Origin of the sequence: Mycobacterium sp. MS1601, from assembly GCF_001984215.1 — a bacterium.
GTDB lineage: Bacteria > Actinomycetota > Actinomycetes > Mycobacteriales > Mycobacteriaceae > Mycobacterium.
On sequence record NZ_CP019420.1, the window covers coordinates 3,028,853 to 3,052,705 of the forward strand.

Annotated in this window: 22 protein-coding genes and 1 pseudogene; 14 read left to right on the forward strand and 9 right to left on the reverse strand. The window is 67.8% G+C overall.

Features of this window, described 5'->3' with window-relative positions; all coding sequences use genetic code 11:
* Positions 1–163 precede the first annotated feature (163 nt).
* From BVC93_RS14790 to BVC93_RS14800, 3 genes are all read left to right on the forward strand, one after another.
* Positions 164–673: a nuclear transport factor 2 family protein gene (locus BVC93_RS14790; RefSeq protein WP_083738123.1), complete on the forward strand. Its 510-nt coding sequence runs from the start codon at positions 164–166 to the stop codon at positions 671–673.
* Positions 670–1,677: an NAD-dependent epimerase/dehydratase family protein gene (locus BVC93_RS14795; protein ID WP_083738124.1), complete on the forward strand. Its 1,008-nt coding sequence runs from the start codon at positions 670–672 to the stop codon at positions 1,675–1,677. The genes BVC93_RS14790 and BVC93_RS14795 overlap by 4 nt, the downstream gene beginning before the upstream one ends.
* Before the next feature lie 186 nt (positions 1,678–1,863).
* Entirely contained in the window at positions 1,864–3,237 is a 1,374-nt protein-coding gene (locus BVC93_RS14800; protein ID WP_157516928.1) for an FAD-dependent oxidoreductase, read from the forward strand.
* On the opposite strand, the gene BVC93_RS14805 is transcribed toward BVC93_RS14800, so the two are convergent.
* Positions 3,234–3,773 carry a TetR/AcrR family transcriptional regulator gene (locus tag BVC93_RS14805; protein ID WP_083738125.1) on the reverse strand — a complete coding sequence of 180 codons (540 nt, stop codon included), beginning with the start codon at positions 3,771–3,773 and terminating at the stop codon, positions 3,234–3,236. The two genes, BVC93_RS14800 and BVC93_RS14805, sit on opposite strands and share 4 nt — an antisense overlap.
* A 61-nt stretch (positions 3,774–3,834) precedes the next feature.
* Between BVC93_RS14805 and BVC93_RS14810 the strand changes: the two genes are divergently transcribed.
* Entirely contained in the window at positions 3,835–4,224 is a 390-nt protein-coding gene (locus tag BVC93_RS14810) for a hypothetical protein (RefSeq protein WP_083738126.1), read from the forward strand.
* On the opposite strand, the gene BVC93_RS14815 is transcribed toward BVC93_RS14810, so the two are convergent.
* The gene (locus BVC93_RS14815) at positions 4,202–4,666 is read right to left on the reverse strand and encodes an SRPBCC family protein (protein WP_083738127.1); all 465 of its coding nucleotides are present in this window, start codon (positions 4,664–4,666) and stop codon (positions 4,202–4,204) included. The two genes, BVC93_RS14810 and BVC93_RS14815, sit on opposite strands and share 23 nt — an antisense overlap.
* Positions 4,667–4,727: 61 nt before the next feature.
* Here BVC93_RS14815 and BVC93_RS14820 point away from each other — a divergent pair, with 61 nt between their 5' ends.
* The 3 genes from BVC93_RS14820 to BVC93_RS14830 all read left to right on the forward strand — a co-directional run bounded on the left by BVC93_RS14820 (position 4,728) and on the right by BVC93_RS14830 (position 6,649).
* Positions 4,728–5,105, forward strand: a complete 378-nt coding sequence (locus tag BVC93_RS14820; protein ID WP_083738128.1) for a DUF427 domain-containing protein — start codon at positions 4,728–4,730, stop codon at positions 5,103–5,105.
* Entirely contained in the window at positions 5,102–6,016 is a 915-nt protein-coding gene (locus BVC93_RS14825; RefSeq protein WP_192860329.1) for a DNA-3-methyladenine glycosylase family protein, read from the forward strand. Before BVC93_RS14820 ends, BVC93_RS14825 begins: the two co-directional genes overlap by 4 nt.
* Before the next feature lie 78 nt (positions 6,017–6,094).
* Complete coding sequence (locus BVC93_RS14830) at positions 6,095–6,649, forward strand: Dps family protein (RefSeq protein WP_157516929.1); 555 nt, start codon at positions 6,095–6,097, stop codon at positions 6,647–6,649.
* Positions 6,650–6,694: 45 nt separating this feature from the next.
* Here BVC93_RS14830 and BVC93_RS14835 read toward each other — a convergent pair whose 3' ends face one another.
* Positions 6,695–7,597, reverse strand: coding sequence for a fumarylacetoacetate hydrolase family protein (locus BVC93_RS14835; RefSeq protein WP_083738129.1), 903 nt, complete (start codon positions 7,595–7,597; stop codon positions 6,695–6,697).
* Positions 7,598–7,741: 144 nt separating this feature from the next.
* Between BVC93_RS14835 and BVC93_RS14840 the strand changes: the two genes are divergently transcribed.
* From BVC93_RS14840 to BVC93_RS14850, 3 genes are all read left to right on the forward strand, one after another.
* The gene (locus BVC93_RS14840) at positions 7,742–9,730 is read left to right on the forward strand and encodes a copper-translocating P-type ATPase (RefSeq protein ID WP_442929087.1); all 1,989 of its coding nucleotides are present in this window, start codon (positions 7,742–7,744) and stop codon (positions 9,728–9,730) included.
* Between the two features lie 132 nt (positions 9,731–9,862).
* Positions 9,863–11,224: a hemolysin family protein gene (locus BVC93_RS14845; protein WP_083741069.1), complete on the forward strand. Its 1,362-nt coding sequence runs from the start codon at positions 9,863–9,865 to the stop codon at positions 11,222–11,224.
* Complete coding sequence (locus BVC93_RS14850; RefSeq protein ID WP_083738130.1) at positions 11,221–12,234, forward strand: hemolysin family protein; 1,014 nt, start codon at positions 11,221–11,223, stop codon at positions 12,232–12,234. Before BVC93_RS14845 ends, BVC93_RS14850 begins: the two co-directional genes overlap by 4 nt.
* Positions 12,235–12,354: 120 nt before the next feature.
* On the opposite strand, the gene BVC93_RS14855 is transcribed toward BVC93_RS14850, so the two are convergent.
* The 4 genes and pseudogenes from BVC93_RS14855 to BVC93_RS14870 form a co-directional block, all read right to left on the reverse strand.
* Positions 12,355–12,612, reverse strand: coding sequence for an HPr family phosphocarrier protein (locus BVC93_RS14855; protein WP_083738131.1), 258 nt, complete (start codon positions 12,610–12,612; stop codon positions 12,355–12,357).
* A gap of 88 nt (positions 12,613–12,700) precedes the next feature.
* Positions 12,701–14,721: pseudogene (locus tag BVC93_RS14860) on the reverse strand (PTS fructose transporter subunit IIABC).
* 32 nt (positions 14,722–14,753) lie between these two features.
* Positions 14,754–15,728: a 1-phosphofructokinase family hexose kinase gene (locus BVC93_RS14865; RefSeq protein ID WP_083738132.1), complete on the reverse strand. Its 975-nt coding sequence runs from the start codon at positions 15,726–15,728 to the stop codon at positions 14,754–14,756.
* Positions 15,725–16,492, reverse strand: coding sequence for a DeoR/GlpR family DNA-binding transcription regulator (locus BVC93_RS14870; RefSeq protein WP_083738133.1), 768 nt, complete (start codon positions 16,490–16,492; stop codon positions 15,725–15,727). The genes BVC93_RS14865 and BVC93_RS14870 overlap by 4 nt, the downstream gene beginning before the upstream one ends.
* A 102-nt stretch (positions 16,493–16,594) precedes the next feature.
* Here BVC93_RS14870 and BVC93_RS14875 point away from each other — a divergent pair, with 102 nt between their 5' ends.
* Positions 16,595–18,295, forward strand: a complete 1,701-nt coding sequence (locus BVC93_RS14875; RefSeq protein ID WP_442929054.1) for a phosphoenolpyruvate--protein phosphotransferase — start codon at positions 16,595–16,597, stop codon at positions 18,293–18,295.
* Positions 18,296–18,364: 69 nt separating this feature from the next.
* Positions 18,365–19,342, forward strand: coding sequence for a pirin family protein (locus tag BVC93_RS14880; RefSeq protein WP_083738135.1), 978 nt, complete (start codon positions 18,365–18,367; stop codon positions 19,340–19,342).
* On the opposite strand, the gene BVC93_RS14885 is transcribed toward BVC93_RS14880, so the two are convergent.
* A complete protein-coding gene (locus BVC93_RS14885) occupies positions 19,305–21,482 on the reverse strand; it encodes an FUSC family protein (RefSeq protein ID WP_083738136.1) in 2,178 nt (725 codons plus the stop codon). The genes BVC93_RS14880 and BVC93_RS14885 overlap by 38 nt on opposite strands.
* An 18-nt stretch (positions 21,483–21,500) precedes the next feature.
* Positions 21,501–21,656: a hypothetical protein gene (locus tag BVC93_RS33115; protein ID WP_157516931.1), complete on the reverse strand. Its 156-nt coding sequence runs from the start codon at positions 21,654–21,656 to the stop codon at positions 21,501–21,503.
* Between the two features lie 445 nt (positions 21,657–22,101).
* Between BVC93_RS33115 and BVC93_RS14890 the strand changes: the two genes are divergently transcribed.
* Entirely contained in the window at positions 22,102–22,737 is a 636-nt protein-coding gene (locus BVC93_RS14890; protein WP_083738137.1) for a TetR/AcrR family transcriptional regulator, read from the forward strand.
* A 103-nt stretch (positions 22,738–22,840) separates the two neighbouring features.
* Positions 22,841–23,776: an SAM-dependent methyltransferase gene (locus tag BVC93_RS14895; RefSeq protein WP_083738138.1), complete on the forward strand. Its 936-nt coding sequence runs from the start codon at positions 22,841–22,843 to the stop codon at positions 23,774–23,776.
* Positions 23,777–23,853 lie beyond the last annotated feature (77 nt).

The window sequence follows — 23,853 nt, forward strand, 5'->3', positions numbered from 1 at the left end:
TAACCTGAACTGCGCTTCAGTTAGTTCCCGTTTCGAACCGTGTCTACCGGTGTCGCGATGTCGCCGGCGGCAGCATGCGGGTCTGCGGCATCCCGTTGTGGGAGGTGCACCGCTGAACACAACTGGTCGACAACTACGGGTAGAACGTGTTCTAGTTCTGGATGTGACGGCAGCAGGCATTTTCACCCGCGATGAGCTCAGTGCCGCGTTCGCGACGTTCGAACAGACAGTGGATCGCGCGGCACGCACCCAGGACTGGGACGCCTGGGTGGCGCACTACACCGACGACGTCACCTACGTCGAGCACGCGGCGGGCACCATGCGCGGACGCGAGCAGGTACGCAGCTGGATCTACCGCACCATGACGGTGTTTCCCGGTAGCTACATGACGGCGTTCCCGTCGCTGTGGACCGTCTACGACGAACCGACTGGCCGGGTGATCTGCGAACTGGACAACCCGATGCGCGATCCCGGTGACGGCACCATCATCAGCGCCACCAACATCTCGATCGTCACCTACGCAGGTGATGGCAAGTGGCGGCGACAGGAAGACATCTACAACCCGCTGCGCTTTGTGCAGGCCAGTCTGAAGTGGTGCCGCAAAGCCAAGGAGCTGGGGACTCTCGACGCTGAAGCGGCGGCGTGGTTCGACAAGTACGGGAGCAGACAGTGACCTCACTTGTCATAGGAGCCAACGGTTTTCTCGGCTCGCACGTCACCCGCCAACTCGTCACCGCGGACGAAGACGTCCGGGTGATGGTCCGCGCTGGGGCCAACACCGTCAGCATCGACGATCTGGACGTCACCCGGTTCGTCGGCGACATCTTCGACCTCGACACCGTGCGCGCCGCGATGGACGGCGCCGACGTCGTCTACTACTGCGTCGTCGACACCCGGGCGTGGCTGCGTGATCCTGCGCCGCTGTTTCGCACCAACGTCGAGGGGCTGCGCGGGGTGCTGGACGTGGCCCTGGCCAGTGAACTGTCGAAGTTCGTCTTCACCAGCAGTTACTCCACAGTGGGCCGCAAACACGGACGGGTGGCCACCGAGGACGATCCGATCGACCGCAACGGGCTGACCGCGTACGTGCGGTCCCGGGTCCAGGCCGAGGACCTGGTGCTCGAGTACGCCCGTGAGCGCGGACTGCCCGCGGTGGCGATGTGTGTGGCCAGCACCTACGGACGCGGTGACTACGGCATGACCCCGCACGGCGCCCTGATCGCCGGGACGGTCTTCGGCAAGATGCCGTTTGTCCTGGACAAGATCTCGCTGGAGGCCGTCGGCGTCGAGGACGCAGCCGACGCGATGCTCAAGGCCGCCGAATACGGCGTGAATGGTCACCGGTATCTGATCTCCGAGCGGATGATCACCAACGCCGAGGTGGTGCGCATCGCGGCCGAGGAGGTGGGCGTCGCGCCGCCGCGGCGCACCCTGCCACTGCCGCTGCTGTGGGTGATGGCTGCGGCCGGAACCCTCAAGGCCCGGCTTCGCGGCACGGACGAGCGGCTGACGCTGGAGTCCGTGCGGCTGATGCGTGCCGAGGCGCCGGTGGACTGCTCCAAGGCCCGCCGTGAGCTGCACTGGCAGCCGCGGCCGGTGCAGGAGTCGGTACGCGAAGCGGCCCGCTTCTGGGCGGACATGCGTGCAGAACGCAAGAAGGCGCGCGCGTCGGACTAGGTTGGGGCGCATGGGCATTCACATTGATCTGACTCCGTCGAGCGCATCGACGACGACTGGTCACTGACCACCATCACCCCCGGCACCGCCGCCTCGGTAGCCATCCGCAGCCTGCTGGTGCCTGCGTTGTGGGGGATGCAGACCTTCCAACGCTGCGCATTCGGTGGCGTTTGAGAGAATGCAACGATGATCTCGACGATCAACGGTCACGTCTCCCACTGGTTCAGTAGTCTGCCGGGGTCCCGCCCCGCCTTGCCTGGCGATCGCGACGCCGACGTGTGCATCGTCGGCGCCGGATACACCGGACTCTGGACGGCCTACTACCTGAACAAACTCGATCCCAGCCTGCGCATCGTGGTCCTCGAAGCCCGGTTCGCCGGCTTCGGCGCCTCCGGCCGCAACGGCGGCTGGCTGTCGGGGCTGGCGCCCGGGCACCGTCACTTGCTGGCCAAGCAGTACGGCAGGCAGTCGGTGATCGAATGGCAGCGCGCGCTGCTCGGCGCGGTGGACGAGGTAATCGACGTGGCCGCCGCGGAGGGTATCGAGGCGGGCATCGTCAAGGGCGGCACGCTGGAGATAGCCCGCAATCCCGCGCAGGCCGCCCGACTGCGGGCCGAGTTCGACGAGGAACGAGAGTGGGGGATCGACGGCCTCACCATTTTATCGAAAGAGCAAGCCGCACAACGTATCCGATTCGACAACCTGCAGCTGGCCTATCACACTCCGCATTGCGCGCGGATTCAGCCGGCGCAACTCGCCCAAGGGCTGGCCGATGTCGTCGAACGTTCCGGGGTGAGGGTGTACGAGCAGACGGAGGTCACCGAGATCCGGCCCGGTGCTGCCGTCACCGCCCACGGCACCGTCCGCGCGCCGGTGGTGTTGCGTGCCACCGAGGGGTTCACCACCCGACTGCCCGGACTGAAGCGACGCTGGCTGCCGATGAACAGCGCGATGATCGCCACCGAACCGCTGAGCCCGGCGGTGTGGGACGCCATTGGCTGGGAGGGCCGCGAGACCGTCGGCGACACCGCGCACGGCTTCTTTTACGCCCAGCGCACCCCGGACGACCGGATCGCCATCGGCGGTCGCGCCGTGCCCTACCGCTTCGGGTCGCGGATCGACCGCGACGGCGCCGTCAGCCCCGGGACCGTGCGCTACCTCACCGCCGTACTGCACAAGTTGTTGCCGCAGACCCGCAGCGCAGCCATCAGCCACGGCTGGTGCGGGGTGCTGGCCGTGCCGCGGGACTGGTCGGCCGGCGTGGCATTGGATCGGTCGACAGGCCTGGGCTGGGCCGGGGGGTACGTCGGACACGGCGTGACGGCCACCAACCTGGCCGGGCAGACGCTGGCCGATCTGGTGTTGCGCCGCGACACCGACCTGGTGCGGATGCCGTGGGTGGGGCACGTCTCGAAGACCTGGGAACCCGAACCGCTGCGCTTTCTCGGTGTGCGCGGGATGTACCTGGCCTACAAGGCGGCCGACCGGCACGAAGACCGCGGGCGGGCGACCACGTCACCGATTGCGGTGGTGGCGGACAAGATCGCGCGGCGCCCCTAGCGCTCGGGCGAATCAGTTGAACGCAACTGGGTGAAAACCCTGCCCGCCCAGTTGGTGTCGACGGTGCCGCTGCGGGCGAACTCGGTGATGTAACTGCCGACGATCATGTCGACGACGGTGTCGCCGTCGAGGGTGTCGGCATCCAATGCGGCGACGGCAGGCGCGCGGTAACTGTCGAGGATGCCGCGGAAGGCGTCACTGAACTCGGGATCCTCGTTGGTGAGCAGAGCCGCGAACCCGCCGACGCCGATGCCGTTGACGATCACGTCGACCGACTGCCGGATGGCCCACTCGAGCCGCTGATCCGGCGTGGCCGCGGGATCGACACGTGGTTGCTGTGCCAGCTTGGTCAACGAGGCGGTCAGAAGCGCTCGCCGGTCGCGGTGTCTGCGGTAGATCGTGGTCTTCGCGATACCGGTGGCTTCCGTCACCGCCTGCATGGTGACGGCCCGGGGTCCGGCGGACCTGAGCAACTCCAGTGCGGCGTCGACTATGCGCGCACCCGTCGGATCGGTGCCGTCGCCGCCGGGAGTCATGGGAATAACCTACCGACCTCAAGCGCTACGATACGTGTAGCGTAGCGATCGAGGAGGAGTCATGAAGTCGTTGATGCAGAAAATTCCATTCCCGTACCTGGGCTATCTGTTCGTCCTGGTCCGCTTCGTCAGCCTCGGCCTGTTCGTCGCCACTCTGGCGCACGGCATGCCGGTGGCCTGGTATCTGGGTGTCGGTACCGTCGCCGCGTACGCAGCGGGTGCGGGCTGCTTTCGGTACCGCGCGCGGCAGATGCGCCAGAGTGATCCCACCGCCAACCGGGTGCTGCATGTCGATCCGATGGTGCCGGACAACGATCGGCGTGACGAAGCGCGATACCTGCGAAACTATCGCGGGATCGCCATGGACGATTCCCGCCAGCGCCCTGGTCTGTGGGGTGAACCGGTGCCTGGCGCAGGCGCCGGGCAGGTCATTTCTCGGCGCGTTCCTTGAGTCGCTGCAGCGTCAGCTTGATGTGCTCGCCGTTGGCCGTGGTCCGATCGCGGACCCCGGTGGCCAGGCCGGCGATCCCGCTGAACCAGCCGGGCCGGCGATCCCAGGTGCTCTCGGTGACTCGGCAACCGCCGTCGACCTCGACGATCTCGTAACGCCAGTGCGCCACCGGGATGACGCTGCTCTTCACGTCGAACCCGAACACCCGACCCGGTGTGGCGGCCGTGACCGTGCAGGTGGTGGTCCAGGTCCGGCCGCCGTTGCGGTTCTTGCCGGTGAACACCGCACCCGCTGTGGCCGACGCGCCCTTGCGCCATCGCATCTCAGTGGGCTCGACGGCCAGGCTGGTCAGCACATCGAGGTCGGTGATCAGCGCATACACCCGCTCGGCGGGCGCGTCGATCTGGACGGTGGCGGTGGCGCTGGGCGGGCCGGTCTCCATCTCGGGAATGCTAGCGGCCCGCCGGCGTTGAAGGGTCTAACCTGAACTCGGAGGTGACAGCATGGGGCAGCACAAAATCCTGCAACCCAGCGCCGACCACCCGATCACCGTCGAGCCCACCGCGGGCCACGTGGTGGTGCGGATGAACGGTGAGGTGGTGGCCGACACCCGCTCGGCGCTCACTCTGCGCGAGTCCACTTACCCTGCGGTGCAGTATATTCCGATGGGGGATGTGGTACAGCACGGGCTTTCGTGCACCACCACCACGACCTACTGCCCATACAAGGGCATTGCCACGTACTACAGCGTCACCGCCGGTGATTCCACTGTGGACGATGCCATCTGGGCCTACGAGAGTCCGCACTCGGCTGTCGCTGAGATAGCCGGCCACGTGGCCTTCTACCCGGACAAGGCCGACGTCAGCGTCACCGACGATTGACCCCCCTGGAACGCACCGTCACCTTCGACGGGCCCACCAGTCTGGGTGCCACGTTGTTCCCACTGCGCCGCGGTCCGGGTGATCCCACATTCCAGATCGGTGCTGACGGCGCGATGTGGCGGACGTCGCTGCTGGAAAGCGGTGCGGTGACCGCGCGCCTGCAACGCACCGGCCCCGATACGGTGCACGCACAGATCTGGGGCGCGGGTGCTGCCGAGTTTGCCGAAGCACTGCCCGCCTTCGTGGGCGCGGACGACGACGCCCGCGATCTGATTCCCACCCATCCCACCGTCGCGGCCGCCCTCCAGAAGGCGCCGCACCTGCGCCTGGGGCGCACCGGCAGGGTGCTCGAAGCGCTCATCCCAGCGGTGATCGAACAGCGTGTTCCCGGCGCCGATGCGTTCCGGTCGTGGCGACTGCTGGTGACCAAGTACGGGGCGCCGGCGCCGGGCCCGGCGCCGGCACGGATGCGGGTGTTCCCGGAAGCCGAAGTGTGGCGGCGCATTCCGTCATGGGAATTCCACCGTGCCAACGTCGACCCCGGACGGGCACAGACCGTGATCGGCTGCGCAACGCGGGCCGCCTCGTTGGAGAGACTGGCCGGGCGTCCCGCCGAGGAGGCCCGCACGGCCATGACGTCACTGCCCGGTGTCGGGATCTGGACTGCCGCGGAGACGGCCCAACGAGCGTTCGGCGACGCCGACGCGCTGTCGGTGGGCGACTACCACGTGGCGAAGATGATCGGCTGGACATTCCTGGGTCATCCGATCGACGACGACGCGATGGTCGAACTGCTGGAACCCATGCGCCCGCATCGGCATCGCGTGGTGCGGCTGCTGTATGTCAGCGGGCTCGCCCGAGAACCTCGGCGCGGGCCTCGGCTGCCTGTCCAGGACATCAGCGCTCTCTGAGCTGGGCCTGTTTTCGTGTCCGGACTGCGGGTACACCACCTCACGATCGACTAACACGTCAGGCCAAGGAGGTTCACTGTGCCTACTTTCACCATCCCCGGAATGTCGGACACCACTGCCCGCAAGGTCACCGACCTGCTGCAAAAGCAGCTCAGCACCTACAACGACCTGCACTTGACGCTCAAGCATGTGCACTGGAACGTGGTGGGGCCCAACTTCATCGGCGTCCACGAGATGATCGACCCGCAGGTGGAGCTGGTCCGTGGCTACGCCGACGAGACCGCGGAACGCATCGCCGCGCTGGGCGTATCGCCGCAGGGCACTCCCGGGGCCATCCTCAAGGACCGCACCTGGGACGACTACTCCGTGGGACGCGACAACGTGCTGGCCCACCTGGCCGCGGTCAACCTCGTCTACGACGGCGTGATCGAGGACACCCGCAAAGCCATCCAAACCCTCGACGATCTGGATCTGGTGTCGCAAGACATGTTGATCGGCCACTCGGCTGAACTGGAGAAGTTCCAGTGGTTTGTGCGCGCCCACCTGGAGAACTCCGGCGGTGAGCTGGTCACCTCGGGTGAGACCACCGAGAAGGGTGCCGCCAGCAAGGCCAAGGAGAAGGCGAAGAAGTAGTCGGTGCAACAGATTCGGGCCCGCGTTCGCTGACGCGGGCCCGAATCATGCCGGCAGAATCTGGTGTTCGACGGTGCCGATCCCGTCCAGCTCCAACCGCAGGGTGTCGCCGGGGCGCAGCCAGTTGCCGGTCTCCATCCCGGACCCGCCCGCCAGCGTCCCGAGGCCGATCAGCTCGCCGGGCAGCAGCTGTTCGTCGCGCGAGAAGTGCACCAGCGTGTCCTCGGCTGACCACTGCAGACCCGCATAGTCGACGCGGCTCACGGTGCGGCCGTTGATCACCACGGAGCCGGTGAGCTGGTCGATGCGGGGAAGTATTTCGTCGGCAGTCACCGCGGTCTCCGACAGTGAACTCCGGAAGTGCTTGGCCTTCTGCGGCCCCAGACCGCTGTTCATCTCGTCACGCTGAATGTCGCGGGCACTGAAGTCGTTCAACAGCACGAACGCGCCGATGGCCTCGCGTGCTTGCGCCGCGGTGGCGTTGAGCAGCGGCCTGGTGAGCACAAAGCCGACCTCGAGTTCGAAGTCCAGCGCCGTGCTGTAACTCGGGAATGCCACCGGGGTGCCGCTGGGCACGATGGTCAACGCGTTGGACATGTAGTAGATCGGCTGGCGGTAGAACAGTTTCTTCGGCAGGAAGCCGGGAAATGTTCTGCGGGTGAGTTTTTCGAATGTGTTGGTGATGCGCGCCGTGGCCGGGTAGAACGTGTTGATCATGCCGCGGGCGGCGCTGACGTTGTGCTGCTCGGACAGTAGGGAGTCGCGAAACGACAGCGGCGAGAACGGCAGTAGCGCATCCGTCTGCTGTAGGTGGCGCAGGGCGGTGGCCAGTTCCCACTCGGCGCCAAATGGTGATGGGCCCAGTGGGGACGGGGCGTCCTGCCACTGTCCGTCGACGAACTGCTGGGTGGTCACCGCGTCGCCGGCCAGCACTCTGCGAATCTTCACGCCCCACCCTAACTGTGCCGAGCAGACACAAACTCGAGCGATTTTCGGCGCTCGGAGCTCGATTATGTGTCTGTTCGGCGAAAAAATACTTGGACTAGATACCCCTAGGGGGTATATGGTGGCGACGTGAGCGACGTCGAGCACATGCACATGGATCACGCGCAGGGTCACGGGGGCCACGGCGGGCATCACGGCCACGCCGACCACGTGGCGCACTATCGCAGGCTGTTCTGGATCATGCTGGTGCTGGCCGTGCCGACCGTTTCGCTCTCGGCGATGTTCGCCGTGATCATCGGCTACAGGATCCCGGATATCCCTGGTGCGCAATGGATCTCGCCCGTGCTGGGCACCGTCATGTACGTCTGGGGCGGCCGGCCCTTCCTGCGCGGCGCGATCGACGAGCTCCGCTCCCGCGCGCCCGGCATGATGCTGCTCATCGGCCTGGCCATCACCGTCGCATTCCTGTCGTCGCTGGGTGCCAGCCTGGGCTTGCTCGACCATCAGTTGGACTTCTGGTGGGAGTTGGCTCTGCTGATCGTCATCATGCTGCTGGGGCACTGGATCGAGATGCGTTCACTGGCGCAGACCGCCTCTGCGCTGGACTCGCTGGCGGCGTTGCTGCCCGACGAGGCTGAACGTGTAGACGGCGACGCGGTGGTGATCGTGGCGCCGGCACAGCTGAGAGTCGGCGACGTGGTGCTGGTGCGCCCCGGGGCCAGCGTGCCCGCCGACGGCCGTGTGGTCGACGGAGCCGCCGACATGGACGAGTCCATGGTCACCGGTGAGTCGCGAACAGTCCGGCGTGGCATGGGGGACAACGTGGTGGCGGGCACTGTCGCCACCGACTCAGGGCTGCGGGTCCAGGTGACCGCCGTGGGTGATGACACCGCACTTGCCGGCATCCAGCGGATGGTGACCGACGCGCAGAACTCCTCGTCGCGGGCCCAGCGCCTCGCCGACCGCGCCGCCGGTTGGCTGTTCTGGTTCGCACTCGGTGCCGCGGCGCTGACCGCGGTGGTATGGGGTGTGCTCGGTCAGCCCGACCAGGCGGTGATCCGCGTGATCACCGTCCTGGTGATCGCCTGCCCGCACGCACTGGGCCTGGCAATCCCGCTGGTGGTGTCGATCGCCACCGAAAGGGCAGCCCGCGCAGGAATTCTCGTCAAGGACAGGCTGTCTTTGGAACGCATGCGGGTGGTGGACGCCGTGCTCTTCGACAAGACCGGCACCCTCACCAGGGGACAGCCTGCCGTGGTGGGCATCCAGGCCGCTGACGAGGAGGAACTGCTGGCGTTGGCTGCAGCGGCCGAGGCCGATTCCGAGCATCCGTTGGCGCGCGCCATTGTCGAGGCCGCTCGTCAGCGGGGCGTGGACGTGCCTGGTGCAACGGATTTCGCGTCTTCACCCGCACTCGGGGTCAGTGCCACGGTGCTCGGGCGCCGTATCCAGGTCGGAGGTCCGCGGCTGCTGCAGCAGGCCGGGGTCACCGGTACCCGGCAGTGGGCACCGTCGGGAGCCACGGTGCTGCATGTCCTGGCAGACGGCCACGTGCTCGGAGCGCTGGCCCTGGCCGACGAGATCCGGCCCGAATCCCGGGCGGCCGTCGCCGAACTGCACCGCCGCGGTGTCCAGGTTGTCATGATCACCGGTGACGCCGAGTCCGTCGCGCAGGCGGTGGCCGCCGACCTCGGGATCGACCGGGTGTTCGCTGAGGTCCGCCCCGAGGACAAGGCTGCCACGGTCGCCGCGCTACAGCAGGAGGGCCGCACTGTCGCGATGGTGGGCGACGGCGTCAACGACGCACCCGCCCTGGCGCAGGCGGACGTCGGCGTGGCGATCGGTGCGGGTACCGATGTGGCGATCGCGTCGGCCGGGGTGATCCTGGCCAGTTCCGATCCGCGGGCGGTGGTCTCGGCCATCGACCTGTCAGCCGCGTCCTACCGCAAGATGACGCAGAACCTGTGGTGGGCGGCCGGCTACAACCTGGTGTCGGTGCCGTTGGCCGCCGGGGTGCTGGCACCCGTCGGCTTCGTGATGCCGATGTCGGTGGGCGCACTGCTGATGTCGGCGTCGACGGTGATCGTCGCGTTGAATGCCCAACTGCTGCGCCGCCTGGACCTGCGTCGATCGTAGACTTCGCTATGCTCGATCTCCACTGTCAACCATCGAGCATGAGGGAGTGATGAGGCGCTTGCCCGCCGAACCCCGAAGACCCGTCCCACCTCCGACTGACGCCGCGACGAGATGCAGGCCGGAGGTGGGGACATGCTGACAGCCCTCGCCGGTATCGCACTCGGCATTGTCGTGGTGCTCCTGATCACCGCGCTGACCGGTTACTTCGTCGCACAGGAATTCGCCTACATGGCCGTCGACCGGTCGCGCCTCAAAGCGCGCGCCGAGTCCGGTGACAGCGCTGCCCAACGCGCGCTGAACGTCACCAAACGGACGTCGTTCATGCTCTCGGGCGCACAACTGGGCATCACCGTCACCGGCCTGCTGGTCGGTTACGTGGCCGAACCACTCATCGGTAAGGGCGTCGGCGTGTTGCTGGGCGGGGTGAGTGTGCCCACGGGCATCGGTATCGCCGCCGGTGCAGTGGCGGCCATCGTGTTCTCGACGGTTGTGCAGATGCTCTTCGGAGAGCTGTTCCCGAAGAACCTGGCCATCGCGCGCCCCGAACCCGTCGCACGGGCTCTGGCGTTGTCGACCACCTGGTATCTCCGGCTGTTCGGTTGGCTCATCTGGCTGTTCGACCAGAGCAGCAACCTGCTGCTGCGGGCCCTGCGAATCGAACCCGTCCACGACGTCGAACACTCGGCCACCCCGAAGGACCTGGAGCACATCGTGGCCGCGTCCCGCGATGCCGGCGAGCTGCCGCGGGATCTGTCCACACTGCTGGATCGCACCCTGGATTTTCCCACCCGCTCCGCCGAGCACGCCATGATCCCCCGATCACGGGTGGACGTCCTGTCCGCTGATCTTCCCGCTGACGAGGTGTTGGCGTTGATGGCCCAGGGGCACACCCGTTATCCGGTGGTGGGTGAGGATGTTGATGATCTGCGCGGCGTGGTGCACATGCTCGACCTGCTCGATCCGTTGGCATCGGGCGGCACGGCGGGCTCGCGCTGCCGGAAGGCCGTCATCGTGCCCACCGCAATGCCGTTGCCGTCGGTACTGCAGGCACTGCGGGCCACCGACGACGAAATGGCACTGGTGATCGACGAATACGGTGGTTTTGCCGGTGTGGTCACCGTCGAGGACATGGCCGAAGAGCTGGTCGGTGAGATCGATGACGAGCATGACCATGAGGCCGACGACGACGCGGTGGCCGAGGGCGACGGATGGGTGATGCCCGGCGACACTCCGCTCGACGAAGTGCACCGGCTGCTGGATCGTCCTTTGCCCGAAGGGGATTACGAGACCATCGCGGGTCTGGCCATCGCCGAGTCCGGCGGCCTGCCCGCTGTGGGCGACACAGTGGCGGTGGCGTTGCAGCCCGAAGCTGAAGACCTGGTGGCAGACGAGCCGCAGCCGCAGGATCTGCTCACCATCGAGATCCGTGCCGTCGACAAACATGTCCCGTCGACGGTGTTTGTCGCCGTGCGTGCCGAGGAGGTCCAGCGATGAACAGCCCCTGGGTGATCGCACTGATCACCGTTGTTCTGATCGCGTCCAGCGCGTTCTTCGTGGCGGTGGAGTTCGCCCTGATCGCGGCCCGCAGGCACCGCATCGAGGAGGCCGCTTCCAGCAGCCGTTCGGCGCGGGCGGCCCTGCGCAGCTCCGGTGAGCTGTCGGTGTTGCTGGCCGGCTCGCAGCTCGGTATCACCGTGTGCACGCTGGCCCTGGGTGCCATCACCAAACCCGCTGTGCACCACTGGCTCACGCCGGTGTTCAGCGCGTGGGGCGCGCCCGGCTGGGCGGCCGACGTGGCCGGGTTCGTGCTGGCGTTGGTGATCGTCACCTTCCTGCACCTGGTGGTGGGGGAGATGGCGCCCAAGTCCTGGGCCATCGCCCATCCGGAGCGGTCGGCGATCATGCTGGCGCTGCCCATGCGTGCGTTCATGGCGGTGTTCCGGCCGGTGCTGGTCGCGCTGAACCGCGCCGCCAACTGGATGTTGCGCAAGGTCGGTGTCACCCCGGTGGACGAGCTGGCCGCGGGTCAGGACCCGGACACGTTGCGGCACCTGGTGGAACACTCGGCCACCGTCGGCACGCTCGACGAGCGTTACAGCGCCAACTTGATGAGCGCACTGGAACTGCAAGCGCTCACGGTCGGTGATCTGGTGACCGGGCAGCCCCCGAGCGGTGTGGCGGCCACGGCTGATCCGGCGGCCATTCAGGCGCGCTCCCGCGCCACCGGCCATCTGCGGTTGCTGGTGCTCGACGGCAATGACGTCCGCGGCGTGGTGCATGTGCGCGACAGTCTTTCCGCCGCAGCGGGTTCCACGGCGGCGGAGCTGATGCGGCCCGCCCTGACTCTGCAGGCCACGATTCCGGTGTACGAGGCGCTGCGAACCATGCGGGAGACCCGCGAGCATCTGGCGGTGGTGGTCGACGCGGACAGCGCGCCGGTGGGTCTGGTGACCCTGACCGATGTGCTGGACCGACTGATGCCGACCAGGGACGTCGCCGCCTAGCGATCAGCGGGTGCTGAGAATGGACACGGAGTCACCGTAGGGCGGGAAAGTACTGATGTTTCCGCCCTACGGTGACCGGTGGTCGGTTTCTGGGTGCGCTGCGGTTCGAGTGCCGTGGGATCAGGCGTCGAGGTCCTGCTGGACCAGTGCGGCGATCTCGTTGACCGTCGCCTCGTCCTCCGAGGCGACGGTCACCTGAGCGCCGTTGCCGGCGCCCAGGGTCATGATCATCAGCGCGGAACCGGCATCCACCGGTTCACCACCGTCGACCGAGAGGGTCACGGGGACACCGGCCTTGACGGCAGCCTCGGAGATGACAGCGGCCGGGCGGGCGTGCAAACCGATGGACGAGCCGACGATGACGGTCTTGGTGTGCATGGTTCTCCTTAGAGGTGGTTTGGGCCCGATGGATCAGACTGTAGGCCCTGATCTCCTTCGGCTGGCTCGTGCCTCGCCAGCCTCGGAATCAGGCCGTGACGAGGGCGGGGTCCTCGACTTTGGGCTTGGCGCCCAGGAACTGCTTGGCGGCGGTCACCGCGGCTGCGGCCACCAGCGTGCCCGCCACTAGCGAGATGAGGAAGCCGAGCTTGTTGTCGATGGCGAACAGGACGAAGATGCCACCGTGGGGAGCGCGGCACTGCACGTCCAGCGCCATGCTCAGGGCGCCGGTCACGGCGCCGCCCAACATCATCGACGGGATCACCCGCAGCGGGTCGGCGGCGGCGAACGGAATGGCGCCCTCGGAGATGAACGATGCACCCAGAAGCCAAGCGGCGCGGCCGTTCTCACGTTCGGGCTCGGTGAACAGGCCGGGCCGCACCGCCGAAGCCAGTGCCATCGCCAGCGGCGGCACCATACCGGCTGCCATCACCGCGGCCATGATGGTGAACGACGCGGTGGTGGCGGCGGCCAGTCCGGCGGTGGCGAACGCGTATGCCGCCTTGTTCACCGGGCCGCCGAGGTCGAAGCACATCATCAGGCCCAGGATCACGCCCAGCACCACGGCGGAGGTACCCGACATGCTGCTCAGCCATTCGGTGAGGCTGGTGTTGACCCAGGCCAACGGACGACCGACCAGGAAGAACATCAGCAGACCCATGATCAGCGACGCGAACAGCGGGATGATCACCACCGGCATCAGGCCGCGGAACCACTTGGGCACGTTGATCCGACTGATCCACAGCGCCGCGAAACCGGCCATCACACCGGCGACGATGCCGCCGATGAAGCCGCCGCCCACGAACACTGCGACCGCGCCTGCGGTGAAACCCGGTGCGATACCGGGCCGGTCCGCGATCGCGAAGGCGATGTAGCCGGCCAGGGCGGGCACCAGGAAGCCGAAGGCCAGGCCGCCGAGGGTGAACAGCACCGCGCCGATGTACTGCGTCAGCCCGCCAGGTGGCAGGTTGGTCAGGGAGTTCTGCAGCGCGTACATGTTGCCGAACGACTGGCTGCCACCCTCGGGGGTGTTGGCGATCTCGTAACCGGCGAACAGGAAGCCCAGCGCGATCAGCAGACCGCCGGCGGCGACGAACGGGATCATGTAGCTGACGCCCGTGAGCAGGATCTGGCGGGTCCTGGTGCCCCAGCCCACCGAGCCACTGGAGCCCGAAGACGCCGATGTGGTTGCGGCAGCTGACCCTTCGACCCGGGCTGCCTTGGGATCGTCGGCCGCGGCCAGGGCGTCGGCGATCATGGCGTCCGGTTCGTTGATGGCACGTTTGACACCGGAGGCGATGACGGGTTTACCGGCAAACCGTTGCCGGTCTTTGACACCGACGTCGGTGGCGAAGATGACAGCATCGGCGGCGGCGATGGTGGCCGCCGACATCGGGGTGCTGCCTGAGGAGCCCTGCGTCTCGACGGTGAAGTTCACCCCGGCGCGGGAGGCTGCCGCCGCCAGCGAGTCGGCAGCCATGTACGTGTGGGCGATACCGGTGGGGCAGGCGGTGATGGCGACGATCGACCTCGAGGCCGTGGCTTCGGGCTCGGGTACCGGCGGAACCACCGGTGCGGGAGCGGGATTCACCACGTCCTCGACCAGTGCCACCACCTCGTCGGCGGAGGAGGCGCTGCGCAGTGAGGCGACGAAATCGGGGCGTACCAGCGCCCGGGCCAGGCTGGAGAGCAGCTTCATGTGCTCGGAGCCGCCGGATTCGGGGCCGCGATGAGGAACACCAGATCGGCGGGGCCGTCCGGGGCGCCGAAGTCCACTTTCGGTGCGAGGCGGGCGAATGCGATGGTGGCGGTGTCGACGTGCGGGGACCGGCAGTGCGGGATGGCGATGCCGCCGGGTAGACCGGTTGCCGACTGTGCCTCGCGGGCCATGGCGGCGTCACGGAGTCCGTCGGGGTCGTGGGAGCGTCCTGCCGCGGCCACCTGCGCGGCCAGCCGGGAGATCACGGCCTCTTTGTCGGCTCCTGCGTTGACGTCGAGCAGGACCAGCTCGCTCTCGGTGATCGAAGCAGGGTGAATGGAGTGGGTCATGTCGGGCACCTTTGTCGGGGTTGTTGAGCGCGTCAGATCAAGTTCGGGGTCTTCGGCGTCTTCGGGATCATCGAGACGACGCGGACCCTGTCCAGATCGAGGTCGGTGGGACGGGGCAGGGCAGAGCCCGGCAAGGCAGCGGCGGCACTGCCGTAGGCGACCGCCATCTGTAGGCGCCGGGGAGCTTCGTCCCCGGCGGCATCGGCGCGCACGTATCCGGCCAGAGCGGAGTCACCGGCGCCGACGGTGCTCCGGACAGTAATGGGTGGTGGTGTCGCGAGCCAGGCGCCGGCGGCGTTGACCAGCACCGCGCCCGCGGAACCCAACGTCGCCAGTACGGCACCAACGCCGCGCTCGATCAGTGTTCCCGCGGCCGCGACCACAGCGTCCGGGTCGTCTTCGAGTTCGGCGGCCGAGCGGCCGGCCAGGCTGGCCAACTCGTCGCTGTTGGGCTTGATCAGATCGGGAGCTGCTTCGGCGAACCGGGCTGCCAGCGCGAGCAGCGGAGCATCGGAGGTGTCCACGGCCACGCGGCAGGGCAGGTCACACAAGGCGGCCACGATGTCGGCGTACCAGCCGTCCGGAGCGCCGGGCGGAAGTGAGCCTGACAGCACCACCCATTCGGCGGACGCGGCGCGTTGCACCACGGTGTCGGTGAGCGCAGTCAGGGAGGCGGCATCCAGGGCGGCGCCGCGTTCGTTGAGTTTGGTTGTGGTGCCGTCGCTTTCGGTGATGGCGAGGTTGGTGCGCACGGCGCTGGACACCGGGACCGTCGCGAACGGGACGCCGGTGGCCGACAGTGCGGTGACGAAGGGATCACTGAGGGCGGCAGGCAGCACGGCCAGTGCGTCCAGCCCTGCGAGGGTGAGAGCACGGGCGACGTTGACGCCCTTGCCGCCCGGTTCGGAGGACACCGCGGTGATGCGGTGCACCGCGCCACGGGTCAACGGGGAGGGCAGGGTGACGGTGCGGTCGACGCTGGGGTTGGGGGTGACGGTGACGATCATGCGACCACCACCTCGATGCCCAGTTCGGTGAGCGCCGCCTTGGCGTCGTCGGTGATCTCGTCATCGGTGACCAGGGCGTCCACCTCGCTGATGGCGGCGAAGCTGACGAACTCCTCCCGGCCGATCTTCGATGAATCACTGACCACCACAACGTAATTGGCGCAGCGCACCATGGCTCGCTTGACGGCGGCCTCCTCGCTGTCCGGGGTGGACAGCCCGTGGGCGGCGCTGATGCCGTTGGTGCCGATGAAGGCGATGTCGACTCGCAGAGTGTCCAGCACCCGCAGTACCTGCTCGCCCACCGCTGCCTGGGTGAGGCCGCGGACCCGTCCGCCCAGCAGTTGCAGGGACACCGAGGCGGACCCGGCCACCCGCGCGGCGATCGGCACGGAGTTGGTGACGACGGTCAGCTCTTGATCGGTGGGCAGCAGCGCAGCCACGCGAGCGGTGGTGGTGCCCGCGTCGAACAGGACGCTGGCACCGCTGGTGGGGAAGAAGTCGGTGGCAGCGTGGGCGATGGTGTCCTTGTGGCCGGTTCTGGTGCTTTCCCGTTCGGCCACGCCGGATTCCACGACGTGCAGGGCGCGCGTGGGGACCGCTCCGCCGTGCACGCGGCGCAGCAGGCCGGCGCGGTCCAAGACGGCGAGGTCGCGGCGCACTGTTTCGGTGGTGACCGCGTACACCTCGGCCAACTCGGCGACCGAAGCGCGGCCCCGGGTCATCACCAGCGAGGCGATGGCTTGTTGACGTTCTTCGGGGTACACAGTGCTCCCTAGATGTGGGAATGACTTGGATTTGTTGTTGATATGTGTTGTTTTACGCTTGACTGTGTTGACTTGTCAAGAGAAAGTTGTAATCTAGTTCACATGACCCGTTCATCTGCCCCTGTGTCACTCAGCCGGGAAGTGACCGTCCTGCAGGGTGTTCCGGTGGTGCCCGGTGTCCGGTACGCGCCCGTCATCCGGCCTGGCCGGGCGGTTCGTGTCGACACGTCGCCCGCCGGCCCGGAGCTGGCCGAGGCCGATCGTCAGGCCGAAGTCGGCCGGTTCGGTGCCGCGGCAGCGGCCGTTGCGCAACGGTTGAAGGACCGCGCGGCGCGCGCCACCGGCGCGGCGTCGGAGGTGCTGGCGGCCACCGCCATGTTGGCCCAGGACCGGGCCTGGCTGGGAGCGGCCGAGAAGCGGATCAATCAGGGCATGCCCGCGGTGCGGGCCACTGTCGAGGCTGCCGCTCAGTTCACCGATCTGTTCACCCAGATGGGCGGGCTGATGGCCGAACGGGTCACCGATCTGCGCGACATCCGCGACCGGGTGGTTGCCGAGCTGAGCGGTTTGGCCGAACCGGGAGTCCCGGTGCCGGATGTCCCGTCCATCCTGTGTGCTGAGGACCTCGCGCCCGCCGACACAGCCGGGCTGGATCCGGACCTCATCATCGGACTGGCCACCACTCTGGGCGGGCCCACCAGCCACACCGCGATCATCGCCCGGCAGCTCGGCATTCCGTGTGTGGTGGCGGTCGCCGGCCTGGACGACGTCGACACCGGCTCCGCCGTCCTGATCGACGGCACCCGCGGCACCGTGGTGATCGACCCCGACCCCGATGACGCCCGTGCTCAGGTGCAACGGGCGGCGGCTGCGGCGGCAGCCACTGCCGGCTGGGTCGGACCCGGTGCCACCAGCGACGGGCACCCGGTGGCCGTGCTGGCCAACGTGCAGGACGGCGCCGCGGCGCGGGCCGCCACCGAGGTACCCGCCGAGGGAATCGGGCTGTTCCGCACCGAACTGTGCTTCCTGAACCGGGACACCGAGCCGACGGTGGAGGAGCAGGCCCGGATCTACGCCGAAGTGCTGGAGGCGTTCCCCGGGCGCAAGGTGGTGATCCGCACGCTCGACGCGGGTTCGGACAAGCCACTGCGCTTCGCCGGCCATGCCGACGAGGCCAACCCCGCGTTGGGCGTACGCGGCATCCGCATCGCGGCGGGCAATCCCGAGCTGTTGGAGAACCAACTCGAGGCCATCGCCGTGGCGGCGGGCCGCACCGGCAGCTCCCCGTGGGTGATGGCTCCCATGATCGCCACCCCGGAAGAGGCCAGGACGTTCGCCGAGCGGGTCAGGGCTCACGGCCTGACGCCGGGGGTGATGATCGAAGTGCCTGCGGCGGCGTTGCTGGCCGATCGCATCCTGGCTCATGTCGACTTCCTGTCGATCGGCACCAACGACCTGGCGCAGTACACGATGGCCGCCGACCGGATGTCCGCCGAATTGGCCACGCTCACCGACCCCTGGCAGCCCGGCGTCCTGACGTTGGTTGCGATGGCCGCGAAAGCCGGTGCAGCCGTGGGTAAGCCGGTCGGGGTGTGCGGAGAGGCCGCGGCCGACCCGCTGCTGGCGTGTGTGCTGACCGGAATGGGTGTCACCTCGTTGTCCGCGGCGTCGGCAGCGGTCCGGGCGGTGGGCGCCAAGCTCTCGACCGTGACGCTGGCGCAGTGCGCCGAGGCCGCCGCGGCGGTGCTGTGTACAGCCAGTGCGGCCCAGGCCCGGGTGGCCGCCCTCGACATGTTGGGCTGACCCGGGGAATAATCGGACCTTGGTCCGGTTGTAGTGGGCATCGCAATCGAACCCAAGTGAGGTGCTCAGATGCCAGCTATCACCGTTGACACACCCACCATGCTGACCCTGCCCCGGATCGGGGCGGCGGCGGCCAACGAGACCGAACGACCGGTCCGCTCACTCACCACCGGTCCCCGCGGCTACGAAGGTGAGGGCTTTCCCGTCGTACGGGCTTTCGCCGGTGCCCGGGCCGTGGACCTGGACCCGTTTGTCCACATGGACCAGATGGGGGAGGTTGAATACCAGCCGGGTGAACCGCGCGGTACCGACTGGCACCCGCACCGCGGGTTCGAGACGGTCACCTACATGATCGACGGCCGCTTCGCCCACCAGGACTCCCACGGCGGCGGCGGACTCATTGCCGACGGCGCCACCCAGTGGATGACAGCGGGTTCCGGCATCCTGCACATCGAGACCCCGCCCGCCGAGCTCGTCGAGAGCGGCGGGGTGTTCCACGGAATCCAGCTCTGGGTGAACCTGCCGAAGAAGGACAAGTTCGCCGCTCCCAAATACCAGTCCATCGAAGGTGCCGAAGCCGCGCTGCTGTCGTCGGCCGACGGTGGCGCGCTGGTCCGGATCATCGCCGGTTCGATCGACGGGCACTCCGGTCCTGGTTCGACGCACACGCCGATCACGCTGGCGCACGCCACCATCGAGCCCGGCGCCGAGTTGAACCTGCCGTGGAACCGCGACTTCAACGCACTGGTCTACATCCTGAGCGGGCGCGGGACCGTCGGCCCCGTCCGCAATCCGATCCAGCAGGGCCAACTGGCCGTGCTGGGCCCTGGTGATCGCATCAGCGTCGCCGCCGATGCCGGGCAGGACGCCAATCGACCGGCACTGGAGGTGCTGCTGCTCGGCGGCAAGCCCATCCGGGAGCCGGTCTTCCAGTACGGCCCTTTCGTGATGAACTCCAAGGCCGAGCTGATCCAGGCGCTGGAGGACTACAACGCAGGTAGGTTCGGCGTCATCCCGCCGAATGCTCTGATGCCGCACCGGGTTTAGCGCCCATCATCTCTTCACGCGACACCGGGTAGAGCAACTCCAGCTCGCCGAGATTGGCGGCTACGGTCACCAGCGGCAGGGCGTCGGCGACGGGATGGCGTTCGGCGGGTGCTTCGGCGCGCAGCGCCAGGACGAAGTCGGCGGTCAGGGGCTCGGCGGCGATGGCCCGATCGGTGCGACCGGACATCCGGTCGCACACCACCGCGGTGTGCCGGTCGAGCACTGCCCTGGCGCGGGGGTAGGCCCCGGCCTCGGGCAGCGTGGGAATGTCGGCGATGAGGTCGGCGGCGATGCGCAACCTGATCGCCCGGTTGGCCCGGCGCACCACCGGGCCCCGAGTGTCGGTGGGTCCGCCGCTTTCCGAAAGATACTGGCGCACGCCGTCATCGACGGTTCTGGCGGCGGTCAGAGCCTGGTAGGACAGCTCGGTCACGGCCGTGCTGGACGTCCCGTGGGTGATCCGCGAGACCGCGGCCTGCAGATAACGGGTGCCGACCAGAAACGCCGAGTCACACGCAGCGGTGACCGCCTTGCCGGAACCTCGCGGCCACAGCAGGATCGACACCACGAAGCCGACTGCGCCGCCCACCAAGATGTCCTCGATGCGCACCAGCCCGACCGCCCAGCCGCTGGGCGCGATCAGGTTGAACACGATCAGCACCAGCATCGTGAAGGCCGCCTGCCCGGCCGCGAACGAGGCCACCTCCGGCACGTAGGCGGCCACGAAGGCGACCAGGGGTAGCACTGGCCACAGCACCCAGGGGTCGACGCCGATCAGCTCGATGAGCACCGCACCCAGCACAAATCCCAGCACGGTGCCCGCGACCGCGCGGAATACCCTGGTGCCGGTGGTCAAAGCGCTGCTGCGCAGCACCGACATGGCGGCCAGCACCACCCAGAAACCGTGTTCCACGGGGAAGACGTGGGTGGTGGCCACCGCCAACGCCAGGCCCAGGCCGGTGCGCAGGCTGTTGCGGACGACGACGGCCCGGGTGGCGACGTACCCCGAAGGGATCGTCGCGACGGCCTGGGCCTCCGAGAGCACCCGGGCGGAGGCTCCCGTGTCCGGGAGCTGGCGGCCCAGCACGCGCATCAACACCGGTCGGGCATCGGCGGCCGCGGCCGCGGCGATCACCCGGCCGGTGGCGCCCACGGTGGCCCCGAACGTGCGCCGGGTCAGCAGTCGTCGGCCGATCTCGACGGCTTCGGCGTCGTCTGCCCCGTCGAGCAGCTCGGCGATGTCCTCGCGGTAACGACCCTGCGCCACTTCGCGCAGGTCGGCCAGGGCCTCGTCGAGTTCGGCGCGGGCCGGGGCCCGGTCGGCGACCCGGGCGATGCGCAGCAGCCGCGCCGAGGCCCGCAGTACCCGCACCGCGGGCTCGGTCATCACCCCCAGGCTGGCGGCGGTCTCGTCGTGCACCCGGTCGCAGAGCCATTCGAGGTCGTCGATCACGCGCACCAGTGCTCTGCTGCCCGCGGTCAGGCCGACGGGCCGGAAATCGCTGCCGACGTAGTTGGCCCACAACGCGTTCATCGCGCGGTTCACCGCGCGGCTGTCCTCATGCCCTTCGAGGTGATGCGCCAGCGCGCCGCACACCCGGGCGGCGTGCCGCCGGAGTTCGTCGTGGTGGCGAGGTGGCAGCAGGAACAGCGCGGCGGGCACGCACACCGCCAATGCGATGCACCAGCCGAGCAGTCGCTCGCCCACCGCACCCGCCGGTGTGCAGGCGGGCAGTACGAAAGTCAGTAGGGTGGCGCGTTGACCTGCGGCAATGGACGTGCTGAGCACGCCGGCGAACGTGACCGCAACGCCAAGGATGAACATGGTGGCCACCGCCAACCACGGATTCGGTGCCACCAGAGTGCCGAGCGTGATCAGCACGACACCGAGGCCGGCCAGGCCGGCGTAGGAGACGGCTCGACCCGCCCGGTTGCCGGGGAAATCCACCACGATCAGCAGCGCGATGGAGCCGAAAATCGCGAACAACGGCGTCTGGCCGTCGCCGAAGGCGAAGCCCAGCCCGGCTGAGACCGGGATGACCATGGCAGCGCGGGCGGCCCGCCGGAACGCGTCCAGTTCGGGGTCGCGATTCTCGATCCGGTCGAGCCCCCGGCGCAACAGCATGCCGGGCGTCACCATGGTTCTAACCGTAGAGGCTCAGTCCGAGGCGACCGCGAGGCCACCTCGGAGCAGGGCACGACGGAACTGGTGTTCGGTCAGCAAGGTGAAGGCGTCGCGATCCCGGGGCAGGTAGCGCTGCTCGTCACCCGACGAGCAGCCGGTTGCCGACATCGGGGTGGGCGAGGCCGCCATATCCCAGATCGTCGAGCACCTCGGCACCCAATTTGAATATATTATTTTCTGGTTACAGCCGTCGCCATAAATCCCCGCCGTCAAAATACCCTTAGTCGCGATTTGCCCGCCAGTTCACAGCCGCCAAATCTTCTGGCAAATTCAATAGTCCGGCTTGGCAGTTGGCTGCGATTTTCGTTGCCAAGGCGGGTTTCGGCGAACGATTGCGCAGTACACGTTATTTACGGATCTGTAGACTCCGTCTCAGCAAAAATATGACGTTTCGATGACGGCGTGCCGCGGACCACGGTCCTGTTGGCAGCGGTCAGCAGCCGATGACACAATCGGCTGGTCGGGGCGGAGGATGAAACCGCAAGGGGTAATCATTGACGATCAAGATCGGCGCGCCGGCATGCTTGCGCCATTTTCAAAAAAGTCAAGCCGTGACTTGTGGCACAATTTGACCGTGCCGCATACAGCAAGTAGGGGTCCGGGTCGTCCGCCGGCAGCGAAGGCTGCTGAAACCCGGGAGCGAATTCTGCAAGCGGCGCGGCAAGTGTTCAGCGAACTCGGTTATGACGCCGCCACCTTTCAGGCGATTGCCATCCGGGCCGACCTCACCAGGCCCGCGATCAATCATTACTTCGCCAGCAAGCGCGTGCTGTACCAGGAATTGGTGGAGCAGACCAACAGCATGGTCGTGACCGCCGGTGCCGACCGCGCGCAAGCGGCCGGCTCACTGGTGGACCGACTGGTGGCGTTCGTCGAAGCCGCCATCCGGGCCGACGACAAGGACCGCTCCGCGGCCGCCTTCCTGGTCACCGCGGTGTTGGAGTCACAGCGCCATCCCGAACTGAACCAGGCCAAGAACGACTCGCTGGAGACCTCGCGGCAGTTCGTGCGGTGGGCGGTCAACGAATCCATCAAGTCCGGGGAACTGCGCACCGACACCGATGTGCCGTCACTGGTGGAGATGCTGGTCGCGGTGCTGTGGGGCATGGGGTTCTACGCCGGATTCGTCGGTGATCACGACGGTTTGGAGCGCATCACCGATCAGCTGAAACTGCTTCTGCGACATCAGCTATGGGAGCTGCAAGCCTGAGCTGCCGAGCACAGGCAGCCAACAGCTAGGCCGCCTAAGTTGTCTGGGTAGGATGGCGGCCGAACGTCGGCAGTCGGCCGGCCGGTGATCGAGGACCTCCCCGATGAGCGCATTGCGCAGTGACGATGACACCTGGGACATCGCGACCAGCGTGGGTAGCACCGCTGTCATGGTGGCCGCCGCCCGTGCCTTCGAGACCGACCAGCCGGACCCGCTGATCCGCGACCCGTATGCGCGCATCCTGGTGGCCGGTGCCGGCACCGGCATCTGGGAGGGCGTCCTGGACAGTGAACTGACTGCCAAGCTGGCCGATGTCGACGCCGAGATGGCGGCGATGTTCACCAGCATGCGGCACTACCAGGCTGTGCGGACGCACTTCTTCGACGCGTTTTTCGCCGACGCAGCGGCGGCCGGCATCCGCCAGTTCGTCATCCTGGCTTCGGGTCTGGACTCGCGCGCCTACCGCCTGGACTGGCCCGAAGGCAGTCGGGTCTTCGAGATCGACCAGCCGTTGGTGCTGCAGTACAAGGCCGAGACGCTGGCTCAGCACGGGGTCGCCGCGGCCGCCGACCGGTATGAGGTGGCGGTGGACCTGCGCCGGGACTGGCCGACCGCCTTGAAGGCAGCCGGCTTCGATCCTGCCGTTCCCACGGCCTGGCTGGCCGAGGGCCTGCTGATGTATCTGCCCGCCGAGGCGCAGGATCGGTTGTTCGAGAACATCGGTGCACTCAGCGCCGCGGGCAGCCGTATCGCCGCTGAGACCATGCGCACGCAGACCGCTGACCGTCGTGAAGAGATGCGCGAGCGGTTCGCCAGGGTGGCCAGCAAGATCGGGATGCCCGAGATGCCCGACCTTGCAGACCTCACCTACGACGAACCCGATCGCGCCGATCTGGCGGACTGGCTGAACGCACACGGGTGGCGCGCCACCTCCGTCGAATCGCAGGACGAGATGAAGCGGCTGGACCGCTGGGTCGACGTGCCGTTGCGCGAGGACACCGATTCCTTCTCCAAGTTCGTCACCGCCGAACGCGCCTGACGACCCTGCGCCGCCCCCTGTCGCCCAACCAGATGGTTGGTTAACATGAGGCTTTCGTCGCGCCAGGGAGGGCAACC

Excerpts from the sequence above, each read along its gene's own strand:
- BVC93_RS14800 (WP_157516928.1), top strand. The coding sequence starts at position 1,864 with ATGATCTCGACGATCAACGGTCACGTCTCCCACTGGTTCAGTAGTCTG.
- BVC93_RS14805 (WP_083738125.1), bottom strand. The coding sequence starts at position 3,773 with ATGACTCCCGGCGGCGACGGCACCGATCCGACGGGTGCGCGCATAGTC.
- BVC93_RS14810 (WP_083738126.1), top strand. The coding sequence starts at position 3,835 with ATGAAGTCGTTGATGCAGAAAATTCCATTCCCGTACCTGGGCTATCTG.
- BVC93_RS14815 (WP_083738127.1), bottom strand. The coding sequence starts at position 4,666 with ATGGAGACCGGCCCGCCCAGCGCCACCGCCACCGTCCAGATCGACGCG.
- BVC93_RS14820 (WP_083738128.1), top strand. The coding sequence starts at position 4,728 with ATGGGGCAGCACAAAATCCTGCAACCCAGCGCCGACCACCCGATCACC.
- BVC93_RS14840 (WP_442929087.1), top strand. The coding sequence starts at position 7,742 with ATGCACATGGATCACGCGCAGGGTCACGGGGGCCACGGCGGGCATCAC.
- BVC93_RS14845 (WP_083741069.1), top strand. The coding sequence starts at position 9,863 with ATGCTGACAGCCCTCGCCGGTATCGCACTCGGCATTGTCGTGGTGCTC.
- BVC93_RS14850 (WP_083738130.1), top strand. The coding sequence starts at position 11,221 with ATGAACAGCCCCTGGGTGATCGCACTGATCACCGTTGTTCTGATCGCG.
- BVC93_RS14855 (WP_083738131.1), bottom strand. The coding sequence starts at position 12,612 with ATGCACACCAAGACCGTCATCGTCGGCTCGTCCATCGGTTTGCACGCC.
- BVC93_RS14865 (WP_083738132.1), bottom strand. The coding sequence starts at position 15,728 with ATGATCGTCACCGTCACCCCCAACCCCAGCGTCGACCGCACCGTCACC.
- BVC93_RS14875 (WP_442929054.1), top strand. The coding sequence starts at position 16,595 with ATGACCCGTTCATCTGCCCCTGTGTCACTCAGCCGGGAAGTGACCGTC.
- BVC93_RS14880 (WP_083738135.1), top strand. The coding sequence starts at position 18,365 with ATGCCAGCTATCACCGTTGACACACCCACCATGCTGACCCTGCCCCGG.
- BVC93_RS14885 (WP_083738136.1), bottom strand. The coding sequence starts at position 21,482 with ATGGTGACGCCCGGCATGCTGTTGCGCCGGGGGCTCGACCGGATCGAG.
- BVC93_RS33115 (WP_157516931.1), bottom strand. The coding sequence starts at position 21,656 with ATGGCGGCCTCGCCCACCCCGATGTCGGCAACCGGCTGCTCGTCGGGT.
- BVC93_RS14895 (WP_083738138.1), top strand. The coding sequence starts at position 22,841 with ATGAGCGCATTGCGCAGTGACGATGACACCTGGGACATCGCGACCAGC.